The sequence below is a fragment of the Pseudomonas sp. PSPC3-2 genome (assembly GCF_049897085.1).
GTDB classification, from domain to species: domain Bacteria; phylum Pseudomonadota; class Gammaproteobacteria; order Pseudomonadales; family Pseudomonadaceae; genus Aquipseudomonas; species Aquipseudomonas paraveronii.
In genome coordinates this window covers 252,172-266,413 of the sequence record NZ_JAFCVO010000004.1, presented here as the reverse complement: position 1 = coordinate 266,413, position 14,242 = coordinate 252,172, and the positions used below count along the sequence as shown (strand labels likewise).

The window sequence follows — 14,242 nt, the reverse complement described above, 5'->3', positions numbered from 1 at the left end:
AAACTATTCTCTTGGCTGACTCGTGCGGCCATCAAGCTGGCTGCGAAGGCAACTCCCTGCGCCACGAGGTCTGACTACACTGACCCTTCACTCAAAAAATAATAATAAAGTGCGCCAAGGAGGTCATTGCCGTGAGCCTAGCCCCCGTTGTATCGCCACAGAATGTCAACGATCAGGTCAGCGCCGCCGAATGGCAGACCCGCGTCGACCTGGCTGCGTGCTATCGCCTGGTCGCCATGCATGGCTGGGATGATCTGATTTTCACGCATATATCGGCCAAGGTGCCGGGCACCGATGATTTCCTGATCAACCCTTATGGGCTGATGTTCCACGAGATCACGGCGTCGAGCCTGGTCAAGGTCGACCAGGCCGGCAACAAGCGGATGGACAGCCCTTACGACATCAACCCGGCCGGCTACACCATCCACAGTGCCATCCACGAAGTGCGCCACGATGTGGTGTGCGTGCTGCATACCCATACGGCGGCGGGGGTTGCCGTGTCTGCGCAGAAGCAGGGCGTATTGCCCATCAGCCAGCAGTCCTTGTTCGTGTTGTCCAGCCTGGCCTATCACGCGTATGAAGGCGTGGCGCTGAACCACGAAGAAAAAGCGCGCTTGCAGGCCGACCTTGGCGAAAACAACTTCCTGATGCTGCACAACCATGGCCTGCTGACCTGCGGTGGGACGATTGCTGACACCTTCCTGATGATGTTCACCTTTCAGCGCGCCTGTGATATCCAAGTGCTTGCGCAAAACGGCGCGGCTGAATTGATCACCATCGACCCGCAGGTTCTCGCTGGGGCCAGGGCGATGGTGGCGGCTGTCACAAAGAGCGCCCAGGGTATGGGAGGCGCGCTGGCCTGGCCGGCGTTGCTGCGTAAATTGGACCTGCAAGATCCGGGGTATAAAAATTGATGCCTCTCGCCGAGATTCCGCTCAGGGCCTGGCGCAAGTGCGGTCAGAGTTTCGTTTTTCGCGGGCGCACCATTCGGTATTGGGTGGCCGGGCAGGGCGAGCCGCTGCTGCTGATCCATGGCTTCCCGACCGCCAGTTGGGACTGGCATTACCTCTGGCAGCCCCTGGCCCAGCGCAATCTGGTAATCGCCTGCGACATGCTTGGGTTTGGCGATTCGGCCAAGCCGCTGGACCACGACTATTGCCTGTTGGAACAGGCCGATTTGCAACAGGCGCTGCTCGACCACCTGCGTGTGCGGCAACCGGTGCATGTGCTGGCCCATGATTATGGGGACAGCGTCGCCCAGGAATTATTGGCGCGGCATCACGAAGGCCGTTTCCAGATGGCCAGTTGTGTGTTTCTCAACGGCGGGCTGTTCCCCGAAACCCATCGTCTGGTGCTGGTGCAGAAACTACTGCTCAGCCCCTTGGGCTGGATGATCGGTCGCGCATTTGGGCGCAATGCCTTGTCCGACAGTTTCAGCCAGATTTTCGGCGCGCAGACCCGTCCCAGTGAGAGCGCCCTCGATGATTTCTGGAGCCTGATCGACTGCAATGACGGGCCCCGCATCCTGCATAAACTGATCAACTACATTCCCCAGCGCCGTCGCCTGCGTGAGCGTTGGGTGGGCGCCCTGCAGCGTGGCGACGTACCGCTGCGAGTCATCGATGGCGAGTTCGACCCGATTTCCGGCGCCCACATGGTCGAGCGTTACCGCCAGTTGGTGCCCCACGCCGACACGGTATTGCTGGCCAATATCGGCCACTACCCGCAGATCGAAGCGCCGGTGCAGGTGCTCAAGCATTACCTGGAGTTTCGACAGCGGATCGTGCAGGTCGCGCCGCGCATGGCCTATTCCTGAGACAGGCAATCATCCTTCAGCCTTATCGCGCACCATTCAGCCTTGGCCGTATTTATTGTGACCGAAGGCCCTGTGCCTGACACTCGACCCATTCCCATTGTCGCCATTGGAGTTCGGTATGAGTGAGTCAGTGCAGTTCCAGGATAAGGTCGTGATCGTCACCGGTGCCGGCGGCGGGTTGGGCCGGGCCCATGCGCTGCTGTTCGCCAAGCACGGGGCCAAAGTGCTGGTCAACGATCTCGGCGGTTCCACCCAGGGCGAGGGCGCCAATGCGTCGGCGGCCGACCGTGTGGTCGCACAAATCCGCGAGGCCGGCGGCATTGCCGAAGCCAACCATGATTCCGTCACCGATGGCGAGAAAATCGTACAGAACGCCCTGGACGCTTTCGGCCGTATCGACGTGGTGGTGAACAACGCCGGCATCCTGCGCGACAAGACTTTCCACAAAATGGACGACAGCGACTGGGACTTGGTTTACCGGGTGCATGTCGAAGGTGCCTACAAAGTCACCCGCGCTGCCTGGCCCCATCTGCGTGAGCAAAGCTATGGTCGGGTGATCTTTACTGCGTCCACGTCGGGCATCTACGGCAACTTCGGGCAGTCCAACTACGGCATGGCCAAGCTCGGTCTGTATGGCTTGACCCGTACCCTGGCGCTGGAAGGGCGCAAGAACAACATCCTGGTCAACGCCATCGCCCCCACCGGCGGCACACGCATGACTGAAGGTCTGATCCCGCCGCAGGTATTCGAGCGCCTCAAGCCGGAACTGGTCAGCCCGCTGGTGGTGTACCTCGGCAGCGAGGCGTGCCAGGAAACCTCAGGCTTGTTTGAAGTGGGCGGCGGCTGGATCGGCAAGACCCGCTGGGAACGCAGCCTCGGCGTGGGCTTCGACCCGCAGGCCGGGTTCTCGCCGGATGACGTGGCCGCGCACTGGCAACAGATCTGTGACTTTGAAGGGGCGGTGCATCCCAAGGACACGATTGAGGCTTTGAAGGAGATGATGGCCAATTTGCAGAAGTTCAGTCTCTGATCATTGCCAGATGGACTATGAATACTGCGGGGCGCTGATGGCGCCCCGCTTTTTTTTAAGCATAAAAAAGGCCGCTGCAAAGCAGCGGCCGAAATAAGACGTTGGATCAAGGAGCGACAGATTCAACGTCAGTGAACACCGGTAACAGATTGAATACAGTAGCCAATCCGTAAAATTTCAGCTTTTCTCCCGAAGCTGGGAGCGGGCCATTTGCCCTGAAAGCCAGGCAAGAATAGAGGGTTGTAACCAAATGAGTAATAGCGGTTCATGACAAGGACTGTTACCGATATGGAAACAGTTCCCTCGGCGCTATCCACCGGCCTGATAACCCGCCATCCACAGGGTGCATGCCCGCGCGCAGAGCCGCGCCAGAGCGGCTGTTAATCCTTTCGAGCGACAACACGAATACCTCCTTGGTGCGCTTATCGCTCCCGAAGGGCGGCAGTAGGGTGGGGCCTTCTGTCACTCACCGGGGAAGACGCATGACAAAAACAACAATGCGCGCCATCTTCACGCCACAGGCGCTGGCCACTGCGGTTGCGTTGGGATGCTGTGCCCAGGCGCAGGCTGTTTCGTTCAACATCGGCGAGATCGAAGGGCAATTCGATTCCTCGCTGTCGGTCGGCGCCAGTTGGGGCATGCGCGATGCCGACAAGAAGCTGGTGGGCGTGTCCAATGGCGGCACGGGGCAGGCTTCGACCGGGGATGACGGGCGACTGAACTTCAAGAAGGGCGAGACCTTCTCCAAGATCTTCAAAGGCATCCACGACCTGGAACTCAAGTACGGCGACAGCGGCGTCTTCGTGCGCGGCAAGTACTGGTACGACTTCGAGCTGCAGGATGAAGACCGTGAGTTCAAGCAGATCAGCAATCACCATCGCGACGAAGGCGCGCGCTCTTCCGGCTACGAGCTGCTGGATGCGTTCGTCTATCACAACTATTCCATCGCCGACCTGCCGGGCAACGTGCGTGTCGGCAAGCAGGTGGTGAGTTGGGGCGAGAGTACGTTTATCGGTAACTCCATCAACAGCATCAACCCCATTGACGTATCGGCCTTCCGTCGCCCCGGCGCCGAGATCAAGGAAGGGCTGATACCGGTCAATATGCTGTTCGCCTCCCAGAGCCTCACCAACCAACTGACGGTGGAAGGCTTCTACCAGTTGAACTGGGAAAACACCGTGCTGGATAACTGCGGCACGTTTTTTGGTGGCGACGTGGCGGCCCATGGTTGCAACGGTAACTACACGGTCGGCAGCCCTGCGATTGCACCGTTGCAACCCGTGGCCGCAGCGTTCGGCCAGGGCTTCCAGGTGACCAGTGAAGGTGTGGTGGTGCAGCGCGCCAAGGACCGTGATGCCCGCGATGGCGGCCAGTTCGGTGCGGCCCTGCGCTGGCTGGGCGACGACACGGAGTACGGCCTGTACTTCATGAACTACCACAGCCGCACGCCGACCGTCGGCACCCTCACGGCCAACACCAACCTGGCCACCATCGGGCGCATCGTCAACACCGCCAACGCCATTGCGCCGGGCACCGGCTCGGCCCTGGCCCAAAGCACCATGCTTGGCCGTGGCCAGTACTATCTCGATTACCCGGAAGATATTCGCCTGTACGGTGCGAGCTTCTCCACCACCTTGCCCACCGGCACGGCCTGGACCGGGGAAATCAGCTACCGCCCGAATGCGCCGGTGCAACTCAATACCACTGACCTGACCCTGGCCCTGATCAACCCGATTGCCGGCAATACCGCATCGCCGATCCACAGCTCGTTTGGCGCCGACAATAGCGGTTACCGTCGCAAGGAAATCACCCAGATCCAGAGCACCATGACGCAGTTCTTCGACCAGGTCCTGGGTGCCGAACGCCTGACCTTGGTGGGTGAGGCCGCCTTCGTCCACGTCGGCGGGCTGGAAGCGAAAAGCAAACTGCGCTACGGCCGCGATTCGGTATACGGCGCCTACGGTTTCGGTGGCGACACCGACGGTTTCGTCACGGCTAATTCCTGGGGTTATCGTGCCCGCGCCATCCTCGACTACAACAACGTGTTTGCCGGGGTGAACCTCAAGCCCAACCTGTCCTGGTCCCACGACGTCAACGGTTACGGCCCCAACGGCTTGTTCAACCAGGGTGCCAAGGCGATCAGCGTCGGCGTCGATGCGGACTACCGCAACACCTACACCGCCAGCCTGAACTACACCGACTTTTTTGGTGGCGACTACAACACCCTGACCGACCGCGACTTCCTCGCCCTCAGCGTCGGCGTGAACTTCTGATTTGGCTTAAAGAAGGACAAGACTCTATGCGTAAGTTGATTGCTGTGATGGCCCTGAGCGTGTTGGCCGCCAACGTCATGGCGGCCGTGTCGCCCGAAGAAGCCGCCAAGCTCGGCACCAGCCTGACCCCGGTCGGCGCGGAAAAAGCCGGCAACGCCGACGGCTCGATCCCGGCCTGGACCGGTGGCATTCCGAAAAATGCCGGTGCGGTGGACAGCAAGGGCTTCCTCGCCGACCCGTTCGCCAATGAAAAGCCGCTGTTCGTGATCACCGCCGCGACGGTCGACAAGTACAAGGACAAACTCTCCGACGGCCAGGTGGCAATGTTCAAACGCTACCCCGAAACCTACAAGATCCCGGTGTACCCGAGCCACCGCACGGTCAACCTGCCGCCGGATATCTACGAGTCGATCAAGCGCAGCGCGCTGAACGTGCATGCGATCAACGACGGTAACGGCCTGGAGAACTTCACCGGCAACCGCTACTACGCCTTCCCGATTCCCAAGAATGGCGTGGAGGTGTTGTGGAACCACATCACCCGTTACCACGGCGGTAACCTGCGGCGCATCATCACCCAGGCGACCCCGCAGACGAACGGCAGCTACACGCCGATCCGCTTTGAAGAGGAAGTCGCAGTACCGCAGGCGATCCCTGACATCGACGCGGCCAAGGCCGCCAACGTGCTGAGTTTCTTCAAGCAATCGGTAACGGCCCCGGCGCGGTTGGCGGGCAACGTGCTGCTGGTGCACGAGACTCTCGACCAGGTCAAAGAACCGCGCCTGGCCTGGATCTACAACGCCGGCCAGCGCCGCGTGCGTCGCGCGCCGCAAGTGTCCTACGACGGCCCGGGCACCGCGTCCGACGGCCTGCGTACCACGGATAACTTCGACATGTTCTCCGGCGCCCCCGATCGCTATGACTGGAAGCTGGTGGGCAAGAAAGAGATGTACATCCCCTACAACAGCTACAAACTCGATTCGCCGAGCCTCAAGTACGACGACATCATCAAGGCCGGGCACATCAACCAGGACCTGACCCGTTATGAGCTGCACCGCGTGTGGGAAGTGGTCGGCACCGTCAAGCCGAGCGAACGGCACATTTATGCCAAGCGCCACATGTACATCGACGAAGACAGCTGGCAGGTCGCGCTGGTGGATCACTACGACGGCCGCGGCCAACTGTGGCGTGTCGCCGAAGGCCATGCGCAGTTCTACTATGACCACCAGGTGCCGGCCTACACCGTGGAAACCCTGTACGACCTCATCGCCGGACGCTACATCGCCCTGGGCATGAAGAACGAGGAGAAGAGCAGCTTCGTCTTCGGGTTTGCGGCCAAGGCGGCGGATTACACGCCGGCGGCGTTGAGGGCTTCGGGCGTGCGCTGATGCCTGTTTGAAATGCAATCCCAATGTGGGAGGGGGCTTGCCCCCGATAGCGGTGTGTCAGCTACAGATAGCTGACTGATCCACCGCCATCGGGGGCAAGCCCCCTCCCACATTGGGTTTTGTGCATGGCTATTAATCACTGCGCTGAATACTTCTTCAATAATCGCCGAGCACAGGGCTAGGGTAGGTGTCAGGTTGCATAACAATAAAAACGCAGGATGCAGCAATGACCGCCATGACACGTTGCCTGGACCGTCCTGGATTCATGCCCCGGCTGTCCGCCCATCATCTGTTGCGCCCGCGCCTGGCCGAGCCCTTGCTGGCGGCGCAGGCTCGCGTCAAGTTGCTCTGCGCCCCAGGCGGCAGTGGCAAGAGTGCGCTGCTCGCCGAGTGTGCCTTGCAGGCGCCGGCGGGTTGCCTGGTGTACTGGTTGCCGCTCAATGGCGTGGTGCTCAGCCCTGTGGATTTCTGCAGGCGCCTGGCGCACAACCTGGGCCTGGCGTTTACCGATGAAGCCACCTTGTTACAGGATCTCGGCCGCTGGCAGACGTCGGCGTGGCTGTTTCTCGATGATTTCAGCCGCCTGCCCGCGCCCGAACTCGACGCTTTGCTCGACCGCCTGCTCACCGCCAGTCACCCTTCGCTGACCTGGTGGCTGGGCGCGCGGCGGCGTCCTGCGTGTAACTGGCCGCGGCTGTTGCTCGACGATGAACTGCTGGAGTGCAGCGCGGCCGAGCTGATGTTCAGCGCCGAAGAAGTCCAGGCCCTGCTCGGCCAGGCGCCGGGTCACTGCGTCGAGCGCGTGATGCAGTTCAGCGCCGGCTGGTGCGCCGGGGTGCGCATCGCCTTGCTCGGCGACGGCCATCCTGACAAAACCTTGCTCGACTACCTGCAGCACGAGCTGTTCAGCACCTTGCCGGCAGAGCTGGTTGAAGCCTGGCGGGTGCTGGCGCATTTGCCGCGTTTTAATGTGGGCTTGTGTGAGCACCTGTTCGGTTTTGGCGATGGCGATCAGTACCTGCGGGACTTGCAGGCGCTCGGCGCATTTATCCAGCCCTGGGAAGATGACGCCGACTGGCTGCAAGTCTTCCCGCCGCTTGCGCAATTGATGCGTGATGAACCCTGGCCGGCCAAACGCTCCTGGCACCGACGGGCCTGTCAGTGGTTCAGCGCCGAGCGTGACTGGCAAGCCGCGTTCGAGCAGGCGCTGCTGGCCGAAGAATACGAAGTGGCCGTCAGCCTGTTGCAGCACTTCAGCTTCGAAGACCTGTTCCGCCAGCAGAACGCCACTCTGCTGTTGCGCCTGCATGAGCAGCAGGGTGATGAGCTGATGCTCTGTTCCGCGCAGTTGGTGGGGCTGGTCACGGCCGCGTTGCTGTTCGCCGGGCGCTTCGAGCAGGCCGCGCTGTGCATCGGCCAACTGGCGCGTTTCGCCCCGCAACCGTCGGCGGCACAACAACGCCTTCTGTTGGCGCGCTGGCAGGCGCAGTGGGGGTGGTTGCTGCATCTGGCAGGCGATGCGCAAGGCGCTCGCGAGCATTTCTTCGAGGCGTTGCAGGCATTGCCCGACAGCGCGTGGACGTCACGTTTGATGTGCCTGTCGGGGTTGACCCAGCAGGCCTTGTTGCGCGGTGAGCTGGAGGCGGCCCAAGCCCTGAACCGTGAAGCGTTGTGCCTGGCGCGGGCCCACGGTTCGCTGCTGCTCGAGGCCCTGCTGGAGCTGGATCACGCTCAATTGCTCGAACAGCGTGGCGCACCGTATCGGGCGCAGAGCCTGTTGGAGCAGGTGCAGGCGATGTTGCTCAACCAGCGGCTGAAGGCCGAGCCGCTGGTCGGACGCATCGCCCTGCGGCGTGGGCATCTGGCCCTGCGCCAAGGCCAGGATGCCTTGGCTGCCGAGTGTTTCGACGCCGGTTTGACGATGTGTTTGCACAGCCAGGACAAGCGCGTGCTCTACGGTTTTCTCGGCCTGGCGTTGCTCGCGGCCAACCGTGGCGATTACGCCCAGGCCTTTATCCAATTGCGCGAGGCCGAGCGCCTGATGCAGCAACGCCAGGTGCCGGACACGGTATACCGCGCGGTGCTGTTGCTGGTCAGCGGGCACTTCTGGTTACAGCAGGGTCGCGCCGAATTGACGATGGAAGCAGTGCGCCGGGTACTCCGCCATTTCCGTGGGCCAGGCGCCAAGCAGGCACCGCCGGCCACGCTGGAATTGATCCCGCGCCTTGAATACCTGTTGGTGTTGGCCGAGGTCAAACTGGGCGTCGTCGATCAACCGCTGGCGCGGCTTGAAGCGCTGCTGGACGCCTCCCGCCAACGCGGCATGCTGTGCCTGGAAGCCGAATTGCACTTGGTGCTGGGGGAGGTGGCCTGGCAACTGGGCGAGCCGGCGGTGGCGCGTCGTGCCTTGCAAAATGGCCTGGAACTGGCGGGGCGCTGCCAGGTGCAGCAGGCCATTCGCGAACTGCGTTTACGCTCGCCCGGGCTGTTGAGTGAGCTGGGCCTGGAGCCGCAGGCCTCGCCGACAGGCACGGCAGACAACCCGCTGAGCCAGCGCGAGCTGGAAGTGCTGCAACTGATCGCCCTCGGTAACTCCAACCTGGAAATCGCCAACCGGTTGTTTATCTCGCTGCACACCGTCAAGACCCATGCGCGGCGCATCCATAGCAAACTCGGCGTGGAGCGGCGCACCCAGGCGGTGGCCAAGGCCAAGACGTTGGGCTTGATGGGTTAAGCGCAGAACGCCTGACGGTATTCGCCGGGCGTCGCGCCCATGGCCTGGCGAAAACGATGGGTGAAGTGGCTGGCGCTGGAGAAGCCGCACATCAACGCGATATCACCCACGGGCAGGCTGCCACTGCGCAGCAGGCTCTGCGCACGGGCCAGGCGTCGCGCCAACAGGTATTGATGGGGCGGCAGGCCGAAGCTCTGGCGGAACATCCGCGCAAAATGGTATTCCGACAGCGCGCACATCCCGGCCAATTGCCCGAGGCTGATGGGGTCGTCCAGGTGCTGCTCGATGTAGTCCACCAATAAGCGCCGTTGATGCGCCGCCAGCCCGCCTTTCAAGCGCAGCCCGTCGCGCGCGCCGACTTGGCTGAGCAGGGTGTGGCTGAGCATTTCATGGGCCAGACTACTGGTCAGCAGGCGTTCGGCGGGTTCGTGCCAGTTGAGGGCGATCAACTGGTGAAAGCGGCGCGCCTGGCTGGGGTCTTCGAGGAAGGTGCTTTCCTGCAACTGCAGCGCGCGCGGTTCGCGGTCGAGTAGGGTGATGCAGCCCAAGGCGAATTGCGCCTGGCTGAAATACACATGGGCCAGGCGGATGTCGCCGTTGATCACCCAGGCCGACTGATGCTCGGCCGGCAGGATGCACAACTTGTCGGGCCCGCCCTTGGTGCCCGGCTGGTCGCGCCGAAAAGTGCCGGTGCCGCCGCCGATGTAGCAGGACAAGGTGTGATGGCCGGGTGCCTGGTAATCCTGGGAATCGTGGTGGTTGCTCCACAGCGCCGCAGACAAGCCGTCACCGAGCTCGGCGCAGGCTTCGAGGCGAGCATGGGGCGAGCGGTTGAGGGCTTGAAAGACTTGCAGGGATTCCAGCGTTGACATGGTGTGTACTCTCCGACGCCTTGCATCCTACTCCGAGCCGCTGGTGCTGTGAGCCCGCCGCGCGACAAAAGCGCAAGAATCTGCAAGTGCCGGCCAGGGGTTGAAGGTGACACTGTGGCTCAACCAGCGGAGCCTGTTATGAACCTTTTCCTGTATTTACTCACCGTGCTGATTTGGGGCACCACCTGGATCGCCCTCAAGTGGCAACTGGGCGTGGTGGCGATTCCCGTGTCGATCGTCTATCGCTTCGGCCTGGCGGCGCTGGTGTTGTTTGCGCTGTTGCTGCTCAGTCGCAAGTTGCAGGTGATGAACCGGCGCGGGCATCTGATCTGCCTGGCCCAGGGCTTGTGCCTGTTTTGCGTGAATTTCATGTGTTTTCTCACGGCCAGCCAGTGGATTCCCAGCGGGCTGGTGGCGGTGGTGTTTTCCACGGCGACGCTGTGGAATGCCCTGAATGCGCGGGTGTTTTTTGGCCAGCGGGTCGCGCGCAATGTGTTGATGGGCGGCGGGCTTGGTTTGTTGGGGTTGGGCCTGTTGTTCTGGCCGGAGCTGGCGGGGCACACCGCCAGCCCGCAGACCTTGCTCGGGCTGGGCCTGGCGCTGCTGGGGACGATGTGTTTTTCGGCTGGCAATATGCTTTCGAGTTTGCAGCAGAAGGCGGGGTTGCGGCCGTTGACTACCAATGCCTGGGGCATGGCGTATGGGGCCGTGATGTTGGCGACCTATTGTGTGGTGCGCGGTATTCCGTTCGAGATGGATTGGAGTGCGCGGTATATCGGGGCGTTGGGGTATTTGGTGATTCCGGGCTCGGTGATTGGGTTTACGGCGTATCTGACGTTGGTGGGGCGGATGGGGCCTGAGCGGGCGGCGTATTGCACGGTGTTGTTTCCGGTGGTGGCGCTGAATGTGTCGGCGTTTGTCGAGGGGTATCAGTGGACTGCGCCGGCGTTGGCGGGGTTGGTGTTGGTGATGGTGGGGAATGTGTTGGTGTTTCGTAGGGGGAAGGTGGTTTTGCCGGTGGACCCGGGGTTCAGGGCGAAGCAGGTCTGAGGTGGGAGGGGTGTTTAAGGTGGTGGGGTGGTGATTAAGGTGGGAGGGGGCAAGCCCCCTCCCACATTTTTTGCATTTTTTGCATTTCCTGCATTTTTTGCATTTTTGGGGTTGGGTTTGGGTTTGATTGGGTGATTTGGGTTATTTGAGGCCTAGGCGCTTGGCCATGCGGCCTAGGTTGGCGCGGTCCAGGCCGAGTTCACGGGCGGCGCTGGCCCAGTTGTGCTGGTGGCGTTCCAGGCAGGCGTTGATCACTTGGCGCTGGTAGTGCTCGGTGGCCTGGCGCAGGTCGCCGCTGGCGATGGCGGCTACTTCGGGTGGGGGGTCGATCAGTGCTGCGCTGACGTCGGGCAGGTCCAGGTCGTGGGCGCTCAGGCTGAGAATCTTCGGACGTTCGCGACAGTTTCCCAGGGCTTTCAGTGCGCTGCGTCCGATCAAATGTTCCAGCTCGCGCACATTGCCCGGCCAGTTGTAGGCCAGCAATGCCGTCTGGGCGTCGCTGGTCAGGCGCAGGCTGCCCAGGCCCATGCGTGAACGGTTCTGTTCGAGAAAGAACCCGGCCAGCAGCAACACATCGCGCCTGCGCTCGCGCAGCGCCGGCACTTGCAGCGGGTAGACGCTGAGGCGGTGGTAGAAGTCGGCACGGTAGCGGCCGTTGCGCACCTCTTCAGCCAGGTCGCGGTTGGTGGCGGCGATCAGGCGCACGTCCACCTGATGTTCCTTGTCCGAGCCCAGGCGTTGCAGTTGGCCGCTTTGCAGGACGCGCAGCAGCTTGGCCTGCACCGTCAACGACAACTCGCCGACTTCATCCAGAAACAGCGTGCCGCCATTGGCCAGTTCGAACTTGCCGCGGCGCTCGTTCGACGCGCCGGTGAAGGCGCCACGCACATGGCCGAACAGCTCGCTTTCCACCAGGGTTTCCGGCAGGGCGGCGCAGTTGAGGCTGATCAGCGGCTTGTCTGCACGGGACGACGCGGCGTGGATCGCCTGGGCCACCAACTCCTTGCCGACCCCGGTTTCGCCGGTGATCAGCACGGTGAGGTCGCTGCCGCCCACCAGGCTGATCTCTTCTACCAGGCGTTTGTGGGGCTTGCTCTGGCCGATCATCTCTTTGTGCTGCTGGCCGCTGGCCTGGCGGTAGATTTCGGCGCGCTGGTGCTCGTCTTCGGCACGCAACGCCAGGCGCTCGATGCGTTCGGCGACGTTGACCGTGGCGGCGGCGAGGCTGGCGAAGGCCTGCAGCGCATCCAGTTCGACCCGTTCGAAACGCTCGGGGTCGAGGGCGTCCAGGGTCAGCAGGCCCCACGGTTGGTCATCGACAAACAGCGGGCAGCCCATGCAGTCATGAATTTCGAGGTGCCCGTGCAGGCCGTCCACCAAGCCGTCGTAGGGATCGGGCAATTCACTGTCGCTGTCGAAACGCGTCGGGCTGGGGCTGCTGAGCAGTATGGCGAAACGCGGGTGTTCGCTGACCTTGAAGCGTCTGCCCAGGGTATCGGCGCTCAAGCCGTCCACGGCCAGCGGCACCAGCGACTCGCCGTCCAGGCGCAACAGTGCGGCGGCATCGCACGGCAGCAGGGCGCGCATGGCGTGCAGCAGGCGGCGGTAACGCTCGCCTTCGGGCAGTTCACGGGACAGGTCGGCGACCAGGGGGAGCAGGGTGGTGAGCAGCGATTGCGCAGTCATAATGACTCCTTGTAGTCCTTATGACTATATTGCGTAGGAGTCATACTGACTATGTTTAATTTAACTGGTTGAAATTTAACGATTTATTAGTTGGCATGAATGCTGATTACCTCAAGGCAATCAGTAAAGAAGCCCAGGAGGCTCCATGCTTAGTGCCCAAGACCGTGCCATCGTCAAATCCACCGTGCCCCTGCTGGAAAGCGGCGGCGAAGCGCTGATCACCCATTTCTACCGCATGATGCTCTCCGAATACCCGGAGGTCCGCCCGCTGTTCAACCAGGCGCACCAGGCCAGCGGCGACCAGCCCCGCGCCCTGGCGAATGGCGTGTTGATGTATGCGCGGCATATCGACCAGTTGGATCAACTGGGTGACCTGGTGGCGAAGATCATCAACAAACACGTGGCCTTGCAGATCCTGCCGGAACATTACCCGATCGTGGGTGCCTGCCTGTTGCGTGCGATTTCCGAAGTGCTGGGCAGCGAGATTGCCACCCCCGAGGTGATGAGCGCCTGGGGAGCGGCCTACGGCCAGTTGGCGGATATCCTGATCGGCGCCGAAGCTGCGATCTATGACGAGAAGGCCCAGGCGCCCGGTGGCTGGCGTGGTGCGCGGTCATTCAAGCTGTTCAAGCGCGTGAAAGAAAGTGCCGAAATCACTTCCTTCTATTTCGCCCCGGTGGACAACGCCCCGATCCTCGCTGCTGCGCCCGGTCAGTACATGGGTATGACGCTGCTGCTCGATGGCGAAGAAGTGCGCCGCAACTATTCCTTGTCGGCCCTCAGCGATGCCGGCCAATACCGCATCAGCGTCAAGCGCGAAGCCGGTGGGCGGGTGTCCAACTACCTGCATGATCAACTGCAGGTCGGCGCGACGATCGACCTGTTTCCGCCAGCGGGCGAGTTCACCCTGGTGGCCAGCGATAAACCGCTGGTGCTGATCAGCGGCGGGGTGGGCATTACGCCAACGCTGCCGATGCTCGAAGCGGCCCTGGCCACCCAGCGCCCGGTGCATTTTATCCACTGTGCGCGTAACGGCGGGGTGCATGCGTTTCGGGAGTGGGTGGACGCCTTGGCGGTCCAGCATCCGCAGCTCAAGCGCTTCTACTGCTACGCCGAGGACGATGGCGTGAGCCCTGCGGCGGACACGCTCGGCCTGCTGAGCCAGGAACAACTCGCGGCGTGGTTGCCCGAGCAGCGCGACCTGGATGCGTACTTCCTCGGCCCTAAAGGCTTCATGGCCGCGATCAAGCGCCACCTCAAAGCCTTGGGCGTACCCGAAAAACAAAGCCGCTACGAATTCTTCGGCCCGGCCGCCGCCCTGGAATAACCACCTAAAGGTTCACACTGTTCACACTGTGGGAGGGGGCTTGCCCCCGATAGCGTTGGATCAGTCAGC

General features: G+C 62.2%; 10 protein-coding genes. 8 read left to right on the top strand and 2 right to left on the bottom strand.

Features of this window, described 5'->3' with window-relative positions:
* Nucleotides 1-131 precede the first annotated feature (131 nt).
* The 6 genes from ACP7CJ_RS09745 to ACP7CJ_RS09720 all read left to right on the top strand — a co-directional run bounded on the left by ACP7CJ_RS09745 (nucleotide 132) and on the right by ACP7CJ_RS09720 (nucleotide 9,238).
* Nucleotides 132-914 (top strand): class II aldolase/adducin family protein, encoded by a 783-nt coding sequence (locus tag ACP7CJ_RS09745; protein WP_276194811.1) that lies wholly within the window; start codon nucleotides 132-134, stop codon nucleotides 912-914.
* On the top strand, nucleotides 914-1,816 hold the full coding sequence (locus ACP7CJ_RS09740; RefSeq protein WP_276194810.1) for an alpha/beta fold hydrolase: 903 nt from the start codon (nucleotides 914-916) through the stop codon (nucleotides 1,814-1,816). Before ACP7CJ_RS09745 ends, ACP7CJ_RS09740 begins: the two co-directional genes overlap by 1 nt.
* A 118-nt stretch (nucleotides 1,817-1,934) precedes the next feature.
* Complete coding sequence (locus ACP7CJ_RS09735) at nucleotides 1,935-2,846, top strand: SDR family oxidoreductase (RefSeq protein WP_276194809.1); 912 nt, start codon at nucleotides 1,935-1,937, stop codon at nucleotides 2,844-2,846.
* 482 nt (nucleotides 2,847-3,328) lie between these two features.
* Nucleotides 3,329-5,119: a DUF1302 domain-containing protein gene (locus ACP7CJ_RS09730; protein WP_276194807.1), complete on the top strand. Its 1,791-nt coding sequence runs from the start codon at nucleotides 3,329-3,331 to the stop codon at nucleotides 5,117-5,119.
* A 26-nt stretch (nucleotides 5,120-5,145) separates the two neighbouring features.
* Nucleotides 5,146-6,504, top strand: a complete 1,359-nt coding sequence (locus ACP7CJ_RS09725) for a DUF1329 domain-containing protein (RefSeq protein ID WP_276194806.1) — start codon at nucleotides 5,146-5,148, stop codon at nucleotides 6,502-6,504.
* Between the two features lie 226 nt (nucleotides 6,505-6,730).
* Nucleotides 6,731-9,238 (top strand): LuxR C-terminal-related transcriptional regulator, encoded by a 2,508-nt coding sequence (locus ACP7CJ_RS09720; protein ID WP_426100201.1) that lies wholly within the window; start codon nucleotides 6,731-6,733, stop codon nucleotides 9,236-9,238.
* Here ACP7CJ_RS09720 and ACP7CJ_RS09715 read toward each other — a convergent pair.
* On the bottom strand, nucleotides 9,235-10,110 hold the full coding sequence (locus ACP7CJ_RS09715; protein ID WP_247405561.1) for a helix-turn-helix domain-containing protein: 876 nt from the start codon (nucleotides 10,108-10,110) through the stop codon (nucleotides 9,235-9,237). The genes ACP7CJ_RS09720 and ACP7CJ_RS09715 overlap by 4 nt on opposite strands.
* A 138-nt stretch (nucleotides 10,111-10,248) precedes the next feature.
* Here ACP7CJ_RS09715 and ACP7CJ_RS09710 point away from each other — a divergent pair, with 138 nt between their 5' ends.
* Nucleotides 10,249-11,160 carry a DMT family transporter gene (locus tag ACP7CJ_RS09710; protein WP_426100200.1) on the top strand — a complete coding sequence of 304 codons (912 nt, stop codon included), beginning with the start codon at nucleotides 10,249-10,251 and terminating at the stop codon, nucleotides 11,158-11,160.
* 141 nt (nucleotides 11,161-11,301) lie between these two features.
* Here the strand turns inward: ACP7CJ_RS09710 and norR are convergent, their stop codons facing one another.
* Entirely contained in the window at nucleotides 11,302-12,846 is a 1,545-nt protein-coding gene (gene norR / locus ACP7CJ_RS09705; protein WP_276194803.1) for a nitric oxide reductase transcriptional regulator NorR, read from the bottom strand.
* 145 nt (nucleotides 12,847-12,991) lie between these two features.
* Here norR and hmpA point away from each other — a divergent pair, with 145 nt between their 5' ends.
* Nucleotides 12,992-14,173, top strand: a complete 1,182-nt coding sequence (hmpA, locus tag ACP7CJ_RS09700) for an NO-inducible flavohemoprotein (protein ID WP_426100199.1) — start codon at nucleotides 12,992-12,994, stop codon at nucleotides 14,171-14,173.
* Nucleotides 14,174-14,242: the final 69 nt, after the last annotated feature.

What these genes read in the sequence shown, in the direction of transcription:
- ACP7CJ_RS09710 (WP_426100200.1), top strand. Translation starts at nt 10,249, where the DNA reads ATGAACCTTTTCCTGTATTTACTCACCGTGCTGATTTGGGGCACCACC.
- ACP7CJ_RS09740 (WP_276194810.1), top strand. Translation starts at nt 914, where the DNA reads ATGCCTCTCGCCGAGATTCCGCTCAGGGCCTGGCGCAAGTGCGGTCAG.
- ACP7CJ_RS09730 (WP_276194807.1), top strand. Translation starts at nt 3,329, where the DNA reads ATGACAAAAACAACAATGCGCGCCATCTTCACGCCACAGGCGCTGGCC.
- ACP7CJ_RS09715 (WP_247405561.1), bottom strand. Translation starts at nt 10,110, where the DNA reads ATGTCAACGCTGGAATCCCTGCAAGTCTTTCAAGCCCTCAACCGCTCG.
- ACP7CJ_RS09720 (WP_426100201.1), top strand. Translation starts at nt 6,731, where the DNA reads ATGACCGCCATGACACGTTGCCTGGACCGTCCTGGATTCATGCCCCGG.
- ACP7CJ_RS09725 (WP_276194806.1), top strand. Translation starts at nt 5,146, where the DNA reads ATGCGTAAGTTGATTGCTGTGATGGCCCTGAGCGTGTTGGCCGCCAAC.
- norR (WP_276194803.1), bottom strand. Translation starts at nt 12,846, where the DNA reads ATGACTGCGCAATCGCTGCTCACCACCCTGCTCCCCCTGGTCGCCGAC.
- ACP7CJ_RS09735 (WP_276194809.1), top strand. Translation starts at nt 1,935, where the DNA reads ATGAGTGAGTCAGTGCAGTTCCAGGATAAGGTCGTGATCGTCACCGGT.
- hmpA (WP_426100199.1), top strand. Translation starts at nt 12,992, where the DNA reads ATGCTTAGTGCCCAAGACCGTGCCATCGTCAAATCCACCGTGCCCCTG.